The 12,340-nt window shown below is 71.8% G+C and carries 7 protein-coding genes and 1 riboswitch; of the genes, 2 read left to right on the forward strand and 5 right to left on the reverse strand.

Annotated elements, in window-relative coordinates; all coding sequences use genetic code 11:
* Positions 1–138 precede the first annotated feature (138 nt).
* Positions 139–276, forward strand: a riboswitch (cobalamin riboswitch).
* A gap of 32 nt (positions 277–308) precedes the next feature.
* On the forward strand, positions 309–3,917 hold the full coding sequence (gene cobN / locus ACFYXV_RS09205; RefSeq protein ID WP_385466933.1) for a cobaltochelatase subunit CobN: 3,609 nt from the start codon (positions 309–311) through the stop codon (positions 3,915–3,917).
* A gap of 75 nt (positions 3,918–3,992) precedes the next feature.
* Here cobN and ACFYXV_RS09210 read toward each other — a convergent pair whose 3' ends face one another.
* Positions 3,993–4,487 carry a hypothetical protein gene (locus ACFYXV_RS09210; protein WP_389382445.1) on the reverse strand — a complete coding sequence of 165 codons (495 nt, stop codon included), beginning with the start codon at positions 4,485–4,487 and terminating at the stop codon, positions 3,993–3,995.
* 207 nt (positions 4,488–4,694) lie between these two features.
* On the opposite strand from ACFYXV_RS09210, the gene ACFYXV_RS09215 reads away from it, so the two are divergent.
* Positions 4,695–6,926 (forward strand): germacradienol/geosmin synthase, encoded by a 2,232-nt coding sequence (locus ACFYXV_RS09215; RefSeq protein ID WP_389382446.1) that lies wholly within the window; start codon positions 4,695–4,697, stop codon positions 6,924–6,926.
* A 111-nt stretch (positions 6,927–7,037) separates the two neighbouring features.
* Here ACFYXV_RS09215 and ACFYXV_RS09220 read toward each other — a convergent pair whose 3' ends face one another.
* From ACFYXV_RS09220 to ACFYXV_RS09235, 4 genes are all read right to left on the reverse strand, one after another.
* The gene (locus ACFYXV_RS09220) at positions 7,038–8,348 is read right to left on the reverse strand and encodes a YncE family protein (protein ID WP_389382447.1); all 1,311 of its coding nucleotides are present in this window, start codon (positions 8,346–8,348) and stop codon (positions 7,038–7,040) included.
* Positions 8,349–8,438: 90 nt separating this feature from the next.
* Complete coding sequence (locus tag ACFYXV_RS09225) at positions 8,439–9,311, reverse strand: PhzF family phenazine biosynthesis protein (protein WP_385466922.1); 873 nt, start codon at positions 9,309–9,311, stop codon at positions 8,439–8,441.
* Between the two features lie 109 nt (positions 9,312–9,420).
* Positions 9,421–10,584, reverse strand: a complete 1,164-nt coding sequence (locus ACFYXV_RS09230; protein ID WP_385466919.1) for an XdhC family protein — start codon at positions 10,582–10,584, stop codon at positions 9,421–9,423.
* 74 nt (positions 10,585–10,658) lie between these two features.
* Positions 10,659–12,122 carry an NCS2 family permease gene (locus tag ACFYXV_RS09235; protein WP_383347932.1) on the reverse strand — a complete coding sequence of 488 codons (1,464 nt, stop codon included), beginning with the start codon at positions 12,120–12,122 and terminating at the stop codon, positions 10,659–10,661.
* Positions 12,123–12,340: the final 218 nt, after the last annotated feature.

Here is a 12,340-nt window from a genome sequence, read left to right on the forward strand (position 1 = left end):
GCGGCGAGCATACCCACGATTGACCGACCTCGACCTGTGTCCGTCACCACCCTCCCCCTGCGCCCCACCCTCCGCCCGACCTGCCCCGATCCGCTCCCCGTGCGCGGACCACCCCCACTCCCGGCCAGGGAGAACGCCACCTAAGATGACCCCCGGCGGAGCCACGTGGCCCGCTGGGAGGAAGCCCGGTGCGAATCCGGCGCGGTCCCGCCACTGTGAACCCGCGGAGCGATCCGCCGGGTGAGTCAGGAACTCCCGCTGTCCACACTGCCCGGGGCGCGGAAACCCCGAGGAAGGCATGCCGCCGCATGATCCTGCTGCTGTCGACGTCCGACACCGATCTGCTCAGCGCCCGCGCCGCGGACGGCCCCGTGCCGTACCGGTTCGCGAACCCCTCCCGCCTTCCCCTGGACGACCTGCCCGCCCTGCTCGACGGCGTCGACCTGGTCGTCGTACGCCTCCTGGGCGGCCTGCGCGCCTGGCAGGACGGCCTCGACCTGCTCCTGGCGCCGGAACAGACCCGCCCGGTGGTCGTCCTCACCGGCGAACAGGCCCCGGACGCCCAGCTGATGGAGGCCTCGACGGTCCCGATCGGCATCGCGGCCGAGGCGCACGGCTACCTCGCGCACGGCGGCCCCGCCAACCTGGACCAGCTGGCGCGCTTCCTCTCCGACACCGTGCTGCTCACCGGCCACGGCTTCGAGCCGCCCGCCGCGGCGCCCACCTGGGGCCCGCTGGAGCGCACGCCGGTGCGCCCGTACGGGCCGCGCATCGCGGTGCTGTACTACCGCGCCCACCAGATGAGCGGCAACACCGCCTTCGTGCACGCGCTGTGCGACGCGATCGTGGAGACCGGCGGCACGCCCGTACCCCTGTACGTGTCCTCCCTGCGCGCGCCGGAGCCGGAGCTGATCGCCGAACTGGAGTCGGCGGACGCGATCGTCACCACGGTGCTCGCGGCAGGCGGCACCAAGCCCGCCACGGCCTCGGCCGGCGGCGACGACGAGTCCTGGGACGCGGGCGCGCTCGCCGGGCTCGGCGTGCCGATCCTGCAGGCCCTGTGCCTGACCGGCTCGCGCAGCGCCTGGGAGGAGAACGACGAGGGCCTCTCCCCGCTCGACGCCGCGACGCAGGTCGCGGTCCCGGAGTTCGACGGCCGCCTGATCACCGTCCCGTTCTCCTTCAAGGAGCTCGACGAGGACGGGCTGCCGGCGTACGTGGCCGACCCCGAGCGCGCCGCCCGCGTCGCCGGGATCGCCGTCCGCCACGCCCGGCTGCGGCACATCGAGCGGCGCGACAAGAAGGTCGCGCTCGTCCTGTCCGCGTACCCCACCAAGCACTCCCGCATCGGCAACGCGGTCGGCCTCGACACCCCGGCCAGCGCCGTGGAGCTGCTGCGCACCCTCATCGCGGGCGGCTACGACTTCGGCCCCGTCGAGGAGGTCCCGGGCCTGGTCTCGGGCGACGGCGACGAGCTGATCCGCGCCCTGATCGAGGCCGGCGGCCACGACCAGGACTGGCTGACCGAGGAGCAGCTGGCCCGCAACCCGGTCCGCATCCCGGCCGCCGACTACAAGCGGTGGTTCGCCGAGCTCCCCGCCGAGCTGCGCGAGAGCGTGGAGCAGCACTGGGGCGAGGCGCCGGGCAACATGTTCGTGGACCGCTCCGCGAACCCGGAGGGCGACATCGTCCTCGCGGCGCTGCGCCGCGGGAACCTGCTCGTCCTGATCCAGCCGCCGCGCGGCTTCGGCGAGAACCCGATCGCGATCTACCACGACCCCGACCTGCCGCCCTCGCACCACTACCTGGCCGCGTACCGCTGGATCCAGGCACGGGCCGAGGACGGCGGCTTCGGCGCCGACGCGATGATCCACCTGGGCAAGCACGGCAACCTGGAGTGGCTGCCGGGCAAGAACGCCGGCCTGTCGGCTGCCTGCGCCCCGGACGCCGCGCTCGGCGACCTCCCCCTGATCTACCCGTTCCTGGTCAACGACCCGGGCGAGGGCACCCAGGCCAAGCGCCGCGTGCACGCCACCCTGGTCGACCACCTCGTGCCGCCGATGGCGCGCGCGGAGTCGTACGGGGACATCGCGCGCCTGGAGCAGCACCTCGACGAGTACGCGCAGATCTCGGCCATGGACCCGGCGAAGCTGCCGGCGATCCGCGCGCAGATCTGGACGCTGATCCAGGCCGCGAAGCTCCACCACGACCTGGGTCTGGAGGAGCGCCCGGACGACGAGGGCTTCGACGACTTCCTGCTGCACGTCGACGGCTGGCTCTGCGAGGTCAAGGACGCCCAGATCCGCGACGGACTGCACGTCCTGGGCGGCGCCCCGACCGGTGAGGCCCGGGTCAACCTGGTCCTCGCGATCCTGCGCGCCCGCCAGATCTGGGGCGGTACGACGGCCCTGCCCGGCCTGCGCGAGGCGCTCGGCCTGGACGAGTCCGCCGCCACCCGCACCACCGCCGACGAGGCGGAGGCGGCGGCCCGCGCGCTGGTGCAGGCGATGGAGGACGCGCACTGGGCGCCGGAGGCGGTGGCTTCGGTCGCGGCCGGACACTCCGCGGACGTGGTCGCCGTACTGGACTTCGCCGCCCGCGAGGTGGTCCCGCGCCTGGCCGGCACGACGGACGAGATCGCGCACGTGGTGGCGGCCCTCGACGGCCGCTTCGTCCCGGCGGGCCCCTCGGGATCCCCCCTGCGCGGCCTGGTGAACGTCCTTCCCACGGGCCGGAACTTCTACTCCGTCGACCCGAAGGCCGTACCCTCCCGCCTCGCGTGGGAGACGGGCCAGGCCCTGGCCGACTCCCTGCTCACCCGCTACCGCACGGACAACGGCGAATGGCCGGCCTCCGTCGGCCTGTCCCTGTGGGGCACGAGCGCGATGCGCACCTCCGGCGACGACGTCGCCGAGGCGCTCGCCCTGCTCGGCGTCCGCCCGGTCTGGGACGAGGCCTCGCGCCGCGTCACGGGCCTGGAGCCGATCCCGCTCGACGAGCTGGGCCGTCCACGCATCGACGTGACCCTGCGCATCTCGGGCTTCTTCCGCGACGCGTTCCCGCACGTCATCGGCCTGCTGGACGATGCGGTACGGCTGGCGGCCGGCCTGGACGAACCCGCCTCGGACAACTTCATCCGGGCCCACGCCCAGGCGGACCTGGCCGTCCACGGTGACGAACGCCGTGCGACGACCCGCATCTTCGGCTCGCGTCCGGGCACGTACGGCGCCGGCATCCTCCAGCTGATCGACTCCCGCGACTGGCGTACGGACGCCGACCTGGCGGAGGTCTACACGGTCTGGGGCGGCTACGCGTACGGCCGCGGCCTGGAGGGCCGGGCGGCGCGCGAGGAGATGGAGACCGCGTACAAGCGGATCACGGTGGCCGCGAAGAACACGGACACCCGCGAGCACGACATCGCCGACTCGGACGACTACTTCCAGTACCACGGCGGCATGGTGGCCACGGTCCGCGCGCTGCGGGGCACGGCCCCGGAGGCGTACATCGGCGACTCCACGCGCCCTGAGACGGTCAAGACCCGCACGCTCGTCGAGGAGACCTCCCGCGTCTTCCGCGCCCGCGTGGTGAACCCCAAGTGGATCGAGGCGATGCGCCGCCACGGCTACAAGGGCGCCTTCGAGCTGGCGGCCACGGTCGACTACCTCTTCGGCTACGACGCCACGACGGGCGTGGTGGCCGACTGGATGTACGACAAGCTGACCGAGACGTACGTCCTGGACCCGGCCAACCGCGCCTTCCTGGAGGAGGCCAACCCCTGGGCCCTGCACGGCATCGCGGAACGTCTCCTGGAGGCCGAGTCCCGCGGCATGTGGGAGAAGCCGGATCCGCAGGTCCTGGAAGCCCTGCGCCAGGTCTACCTGGACACGGAAGGCAACCTGGAGGCCGAGGCGGAGTAACCGGCCCCGGCACACCGAACGGCGCCCGGCCCACCCCTTCGGCGGGCCGGGCGCCCTGCGTGTCGGGCGCCCGGCTCAGCTCTGGCAGTACATGGCGAGGTAGACCCGTCCGTCCCGGTCGGCGCTCTTGCGGACGTAGGCCGTGTAGTCCACGAGGCACTGGCCGTTCCAATCCCTCGCCTTCGTGCCCCGCCGGTACGCCTCGCCCCGCGTCAGGCTCCAGCCGTCGCCGTCCTCCCGCGCCAGCTCCGCGAGGGTGTCGGGCGGCAGGTCGGTGAACGTGGCCGGATCGAGGTCGAGGCTCTTCAGGTAGGAGTCGGCGTCTTCCGGACCGCTCCGGAACGACAGCTGCGCCGAGGAGCCGTCCTTGTCCGGCGCCTCACAGAACCGCACGTCGTCGCTGCGGGGTAGCTCGGGCAGCGAGTACTTCTCCAGGACCGAGGGGGAAACCGGTGTCGAGACGCAACGCGCGGCCGGGGCCCCACCGGAACCGAACGGCACGCATCCGCTCAGCACCGTCACGCTCGCTGCCGCGATCACCATCACGCCGGACACTCTGCCGCGCCGCACTGCCACCACTCTTCCCCCCGACGGGACTCCGGGGCGCGGGGCCTATCTCCCACGCGCCCCCGCCGCCACTGAACGGCTCTCACGTCACCTGATGCGGTGAAGTGTTCCTTATCCCGGGGGCGGCAGGGGTAGGCGGGTGCTGATCTCGTGCGGGGGGCCGCAGGCAAGGGAGCCCTCCGCGCCCCCGGACGAAAGGTCCAGCCCGCCGTGACGCAGCCGTTTCAACTGCCGGATTTCTACGTGCCGTACCCGGCACGCCTGAACCCCCATCTGGACGCCGCGCGCGCCCACACCAAGCGGTGGGCCCGCGGCTTCGGGATGCTGGAGGGCTCGGGCGTGTGGGACGAGCGGGACCTCGACTCGCACGACTACGCGCTGCTGTGCTCGTACACCCACCCCGACTGCGGCGGCGACGCGCTGAACCTGGTCACCGACTGGTACGTGTGGGTCTTCTTCTTCGACGATCACTTCCTGGAGGTCTACAAGCGCACCCAGGACCGTGCGGGCGCGAAGAAGTACCTCGACGGTCTGGCCGCCTTCATGCCGATGGACCTCGCCGACGGGTTCCCCGAGCCGGCGAACCCGGTCGAGGCGGGCCTGAAGGACCTGTGGGCGCGGACCGTGCCCGCGATGTCGATGGACTGGAGGGAACGGTTCTCCGAGTCGACGAGGAACCTCCTCAACGAGTCGATGTGGGAGCTCCACAACATCAACATCGGCCGGGTGGCCAACCCCCTCGAATACATCGAGATGCGCCGCAAGGTCGGCGGCGCCCCCTGGTCCGCCGGGCTTATCGAGTACGTGTCCGCCGAGGTCCCCGCCCGGGTCGCGCACGCGCGCCCGCTCCAGGTGCTCCGTGACGCCTTCTCCGACGCGGTGCACATCCGCAACGACATCTTCTCCTACCAGCGCGAGGTGGAGCAGGAGGGCGAACTCTCCAACGCCGTCCTGGTCCTGGAGACCTTCCTGGACTGCACCACCCAGGAGGCCGCCGACCTCTCGAACGACCTGCTGACCTCAAGGCTCCAGCAGTTCGAGCACACGGCGCTCGCCGAGGTCCCCGAACTGGCCGCCCGGCGCGGCCTCGACCCCGTCGAGACGGCTTCCGTGCTCGCGTACGCGAAGGGCCTCCAGGACTGGCAGTCCGGCGGCCACGAATGGCACATGGTCTCCAGCCGCTACATGAACGAGGGGGCCAAGGGGGCGGCCGCGGTCCAGCTCACCCTCCCCTTCCTGCCGACCGGACCGGGCACCGCCGCCCTCGACCTGCGCTCACTGCTGGCCCCCCGCGCCACGGAGCTGCGCCGGCGCAGCTTCACGCACGTGCCGTTCGAAAAGGTGGGCCCTTCGCTGCTGCCCGACTTCTACATGCCCTTCCCGCTCTCCCTCAGCCCGCACCTGGACCTGGCCCGCCGCGAACTGGTGCTCTGGTCCCGGGAGACGGGCCTGCTGGAGCCGCAGCCCGGAGACCCCGGCTCCGACATCTGGGACGAGGAAAAGCTGGTCGGCATGGACTTCGCCCTGTGCGCGGCGGGCATCGACCCCGACGCCACGGCGGACACCCTGTGCCTGGGTGCGCAGTGGCTGACCTGGGGGACGTACGCCGACGACTACTACCCCAGGGTGTTCGCCGGCTCCAAGTCCCCGGGAGCCGCCCGGGCGACGACCGACCGGCTGATCTCGATGGTCCCGGCCGATCCGGCCGGGGCCCCGGAGCCCGTCACCGCGATGGAGCGCGGCCTGAAGGACCTGTGGGCGCGGACGGTCGCCGGTATGAGCCCCGCTCAGCGTGCGGAGTTCCGCGGGCACGTCGTCGGGATGCTGGACAGCTGGGTCTGGGAGATCGGCAACGCCGTCGTGAACCGGATTCCGGACCCGGTGGACTACGCCGAGATGCGCCGCTTCACGTTCGGCTCGTACATGACGATGTTCCTGGCCAAACTCGGCCATGAGGACGACGGCGTGCCGCCCGAGGTCTACCGGGACGGGGTGATGCGCTCGCTGGAGAGCGCGGCGGCGGACGTCGGGTGCATCACCAACGACCTCTTCTCGTACCAGAAGGAGATCGAGGTGGAGGGCGAGTTGCACAACCACGTCCTGGTCACCCAGAACTTCTTCGACATCGACTATCCGCGCGCGTTCGCCGTCGTCGCCGACCTGATGGTGCAGCGCACGAAGGAGTTCGAGCACATCCGCGACAACCAACTGCCGCTGCTGTACGAGGACTACGGCCTCGACGCGCGGGCCCGGGCCTCGCTCGACGCGTACGTGCGGGAGTTGGAGGACTGGATGGCCGCCGTCCTCCACTGGCACCGGAGCGTGAGCCGCTACCGGGACGAGGACCTGCACCCGAAGACCGCCGGGCGGACCCCGGGGGCACGGCTCGGCTGGAGTTCCCCGTTCGGCATGGCGGCCGCCCGGATCTCGCTGCCCGCCTGATCCCGCCGTCCGGCCCGGCGGCGGGGACGGTCCGCTCGCCCGCCCCCGCCGCCGCCACTGCGCCCCCGCCACTGCGCCGCCCGCCACCCGTACGGCCCGGGGCGTGCGCCGCTACCGAGAGCCCGTCCAGCCCGTGGGGACGTGCCCGATCCGGACGCGCTGGGGGTGGTCGCCGACGGGAACGGACACCCGCTTGGCACCGGTCGCGAAGTCGATGGCGGTGACCTGGTCCGCGCCGCTCTCGGAGATCACGCAGGCGGTGCCGTCCCCGTCGACGGTGGCCCAGTACGGCTTGTTCGCGGGCACCAGCGGCCCTTCGGTGAGGGAGGAGCGGTCCACGACGGTGGCGTAGTCGTCCATGGTGCCCGCGACGCACAGCTTGGTCCCGTCCGGGCTCATGGACATGCCGTGGTGGCGGGAGTCGTTGACCCAGGTGGTGCGGTCCGGGTTGGTTGCGGGGTTGCGGGGCAGCTCCTTGATCCGGGTGATCCGGTCGGAGGCCACGTCGTACTCGACGACCCCGTTGAAGAAGGACACCTGGAAGTAGAGCTTCGACTCGTCGGGGCTGAAGGACATCGGCCGGACCGCGTCGGAGAGGTCGGGGCGGCCGAAGGCGTCGAGCCGCTCGCGCATGTCGATCACCCGGACCGTGCGGAAGGTCTGCGCGTCGACGACGGTGATCTTCCGGTCGCCCTTCGTCCAGTCCAGCCACGGCGCGTCGAGTGCGGAGGTCACGTCCCCGATGGAGCTGTTCCACAGGAAGCGGCCGTCGCGGCTGAAGGTGTTCTCGTGCGGCTTGTCGCCGGTCGGGAAGGAGCCGAGCTGGCGCCCGGTGGCGATGTCGAGGACGTGCACGGTGTTGGCGGTGGAGGCGGAGACCGCGACCCGGGTGCCGTCGGGCGAGACCGCCATGTGGTCGGAGCGGAAGCCGGAGACGGGGAAGCGCCAGTTGATCCGGCCCGTACGCACGTCGATCGAGACGACGTCGGCGAAGCTGGGACGGGAGGCGACCACGGCGGAACCGTCGGGGGTGGTGTACATGTCGTCGACGAACTGGTCGTGGCCCTCGCCCGCGCCGCCCCGGATCCCGAGGAAGAAGGCGAGCTTGATCGGGTTGAGGTAGATCTCCCGGAGCCGCTCCTCCTTGTCGGGGATCATGTTGATCCGGCCCACCTTGGCGAGATCGCCGGTGGAGGCGAGCACGTCGGCGGTGCCCTCCCAGTTGTTGCCGACGAACAGCACCTCCCGGACGTCCGCGCCGGCGGAGGGGCCGGCGGACGACGCGGACGCCGGGGCCGGAGCGGACGCCGAGGCCGGCCCGCCCGCCAGCGAGGCCGCGACCAGGGCGCAGCCGGCGAGGAGCGTACGGACGGGGGTGCGGGCGGTGCGTGCCGTACGGGCGGTGCGTGCGGTCCGGGACATCCGCTCAACTCCGTTACAGGAAGGCGCTGTTACCGGCCGGTAAAATAGGCGGAACGGCAAAAGGGCGCAACCCTCACGGGGGCGTGATGGTCATTCGGGAGAGCCGCGGACCACTGCCAACCCGCCGACCCGGGTCGTGATGCCCGCCGGGCCGCGCCGGGCCGAGGCGAGCACGGCGGCCGGCCGGCCGAGGGTGTCACCCTGCTCCACCTCGATCGCGACCGTCTGCGCCCCTGTCGTGTCGAGCAGGTGGGCGGCCAGGCAGCCGGTGCTGTTGGCGTTGGCGACGTCCTCGTCGACACCGATCGCCGGCGCGAACATCCGCGCCGCACCCGGCCGGTCGCCCACCGGCGGTACGTACACGAAACAGCCGAGGAGCCCGTACCGCCGGCACGCCGCCGTCAGCCTGCCGAGGTGCGGGCGGACTCGGAGCAGCGCCGACCGGTCGTGGACCGGTACCAACATGCGCGGTGCGCCGGGCGCGGCGACCCGCGGCGCGTCGGTCGGATGCGGATCGTCCTCGGTGAGCCCGAGCGCGGCGACGATCGCGGCGCGCTCGTCCGGTGCCGGGTGACGCAGCGCGACGAGGCCCTGGTCGAACCACACCTCGATGCCGGCGGGGCGGCGGATCGCGACGGTGTCGAACGTGCGCCCGCCGGTGTGCTGGCGGTCGTAGAGCTCGCCCAGCGCGGTGCGGGTCAACCGGACGGCCTGCGCGGCGACAGTGCCGTGGCCGCAGCCGGACAGTTCGGCGGTGGCGGTGAAGAACCGGACCGGCCGGCCACCGTCCGGGGTCCGGCCCGGGCCGAGGAACGCCGCGTGCGAGGTGCCGGCCGCGGCGGCGACCGCGCGCCGGTCCGCGTCCGTCGCCGCCGGGTCGTCGTCGGTGACGGCCGTGGGGCTGCCGCCCCGGCCGTCGCGCCGCACGCACGCATCAACCACCGTGACGTCCTGCCAGGACATCGGCCCACCTCTGACGCTCAACGAACCGGCAACCCCGAACGGCGTCCGCCGGCAGCCGGACCTTGCCGCAACGGCCGACGGGACGCGCTCAGGAGGGTACCGGCCCGCCTCAGGCGACCGATCCGATCCGGCCGATCACCGTGTGCGAGATGTCCGGGTGGATCGGTATGTGCGCTCCGGTGAGGGCCGCGCCCGAGCCCCCTCGGCGGTTCGCGACGATCTCGGCGGCGATGGACAGCGCGGTCTCCTCCGGGGAGCGGGCGCCGAGGTCCAGGCCGATCGGGGAGCGCAGGCGGGCCAGCTCCAGCTCGGTCACGCCGACGTCCCGCAGCCGCTTGTTGCGGTCCTCGTGGGTGCGCCGGGAGCCCATGGCGCCGATGTAGGCGACGGGCAGCTTGAGGGCCAGTTCGAGGAGCGGGACGTCGAACTTGGCATCGTGGGTGAGCACGCACAGGACGGTCCGGCCGTCCACCGCGCCCGCCGAGGACTGGGCCCGGAGGTAGCGGTGCGGCCATTCCACGACGATCTCGTCCGCCTCGGGGAAACGGTTCTTCGTCGCGAAGACGGGCCGGGCGTCACACAGGGTGACGTGGTAGCCGAGGAACTTGCCGATCCGCACCAGGGCGGACGCGAAGTCGATCGCACCGAAGACGATCATCCGCGGCGGCGGGACGCTGGACTCGACGAGCACCTTGAGCGGCTCTCCGCAGAGCCTGCCGTCGGCGCCGATCTCCAGCACGCCGGTACGGCCGGCGTCGAGCATGGCGCGGGCCTCCTCGGCGATGGTGCGGTCCAGCTCGGGGTGGCCCCCGAAACCGCCCTCGTGGCCGCCCTCGCCCCGGACGAGCACGGCGCGGCCCAGGAGCTCGGCCGGGCCTTCCGCGATCCGGGCGACCGCGGCCGCCTCACCGCGGGAGGCGGCCGCCAGCGCGGCCGCGAACACCTCCCGCGCCGGGGATCCCACGGGCACCGGGGTGATGAGGATGTCGATGATCCCGCCGCAGGTCAGACCCACGGCGAAGGCATCGTCGTCGCTGTACCCGAAGCGCTCTCGGACGGTCTCGCCGTCCTCCAGCGCCTGCTGGCACAGCTCGTACACCGCGCCCTCCACGCATCCGCCGGAGACCGATCCGATGGCCGTGCCCTCGCTGTCGACGGCGAGCGCGGCTCCGGGCTGCCGGGGCGCACTCCCGCCGACCGCCACCACCGTGGCCACGGCGAAGTCACGTCCCTGCTCGACCCACCGGTTCAGTTCTTCGGCGATGTCCAGCATTGCGGCCTCCTCAGAGAGGTTCGGTTACCAGTATCGGATGCGTGGAGGGTCGGGGCCGGATCACCGGCCCCGCCTTACTTCACCCCGAGCCATGCCTCGATCGGGTGCTCCGCGAAGAAGATCACGAAGATCACCGTCAGTGCCCACATGAAGGCACCGATCTCACGGGCCTTGCCCTGTGCGATCTTGATGGCCACGTAGGAGATCACACCGGCCGCGACACCCGCGGTGATCGAGTACGTGAAGGGCATGAGCACCACGGTCAGGAAGACCGGGATGGCGGTCGCGGTGTCGGCCCAGTCCACGTGGCGGGCGTTCTGCATCATCATCGCGCCGATGACCACCAGGGCCGCGGAGGCGACCTCACCCGGGACGATCTGCGTGATCGGGGTGAAGAAGAGGCAGGCGGCGAAGAAGAGGCCGGTGACGACGGAGGCGAGGCCCGTACGGGCACCCTCGCCCACGCCGGTCGCGGACTCCACGAACACCGTCTGGCCGGAGCCGCCGGTCAGGCCGCCGATGGCACCGCCGGCGCCGTCGATGAACAGGGCCTTCGACAGGCCCGGCATGCGGCCCTTGTCGTCGGCGAGCTTGGCCTCGGTGCCGACGCCGATGATGGTGGCCATCGCGTCGAAGAAGCCGGCGAGCACCAGGGTGAAGACGATCATGCCGATCGTCATGGCGCCGACGTCGCCCCAGCCGCCGAAGGAGACCTGTCCGAAGAGCGAGAAGTCCGGCATCGAGACCGCGGACCCGTCCAGGGTCGGCGCACCGTTCTTCCAGGCCTTCGGGTCCACGTCCGCGACGACGTTGACGATCGCCGCGATCACGGTGCCGCCGACGATGCCGATCAGGATCGCGCCGGGCACCTTGCGGGCCTGGAGCATGAAGATGGCGAGCAGCGTGATGCAGAAGATCAGGACGGGCCAGCCGGAGAGCTGGCCGACCGCACCGAGCTGCACGGGCGGGGAGAACTCCCCGCCGTTGCCGACGAAGCCGGCCTTCACGAGGCCGATCAGGGCGACGAACATGCCGATGCCCATGGTGATGGCGTGCTTGAGCGCGAGGGGGATCGCGTTCATGATCATCTCTCGGAGGCCGGTGACGACCAGGAGACAGATCACGACGCCGTACATCACGCACATGCCCATGGCCTGCGGCCAGGTCATCTGGGGCGCGACCTGCGAGGAGAGCACGCCGGAGACCGACAGGCCCGCGGCCAGGGCCAGCGGCACCTTGCCGACGAAGCCCATGAGGAGCGTGGTCAGAGCCGCGGCGAAGGCCGTGGCGGTGATGAGAGCCTTCTGGCTCATGGTGTCTCCGGCGACGTCCTTGCCGGAGAGGATCAGCGGGTTGAGCAGGAGGATGTACGCCATGGCCATGAAGGTCGTGACTCCGCCACGAATCTCATTGCCGACGTTGGAACCTCTGTGCGTGATGTGAAAGTACCGGTCGAGCCAAGAACGCCCGGCGGGGTTGCGAGAGCCGTCGCCGGCCTCTTCCGCGCTGGTCTTGGGCTCCACAGACGACTGGGTCATGGTGCCTAACTCCCAAGGTTCAAAGGGGCACCCGCATGAAGATTGGAGACGCGGGATTTGGGAAACTCCGTTTGGCTGCACGACCCGGGGTGACGGCCCGAGGCGACGCGAAATGCACTGCGTGTACTGCGGGTACTGCGGGGGTTTGCGGTACTGGTGTGGTGCTGGTGGATGCTCCGGGGTGCCGGGGCGACCGGGTGTTTCCGTGGGGGTACTGC

Origin of the sequence: Streptomyces sp. NPDC002181, assembly GCF_042890485.1 — a bacterium.
Taxonomy (GTDB): Bacteria; Actinomycetota; Actinomycetes; order Streptomycetales; family Streptomycetaceae; genus Streptomyces.

Coding starts and splice junctions, on each gene's coding strand:
- cobN (WP_385466933.1), top strand. CDS start 309: ATGATCCTGCTGCTGTCGACGTCCGACACCGATCTGCTCAGCGCCCGC.
- ACFYXV_RS09220 (WP_389382447.1), bottom strand. CDS start 8,348: ATGTCCCGGACCGCACGCACCGCCCGTACGGCACGCACCGCCCGCACC.
- ACFYXV_RS09225 (WP_385466922.1), bottom strand. CDS start 9,311: ATGTCCTGGCAGGACGTCACGGTGGTTGATGCGTGCGTGCGGCGCGAC.
- ACFYXV_RS09230 (WP_385466919.1), bottom strand. CDS start 10,584: ATGCTGGACATCGCCGAAGAACTGAACCGGTGGGTCGAGCAGGGACGT.
- ACFYXV_RS09235 (WP_383347932.1), bottom strand. CDS start 12,122: ATGACCCAGTCGTCTGTGGAGCCCAAGACCAGCGCGGAAGAGGCCGGC.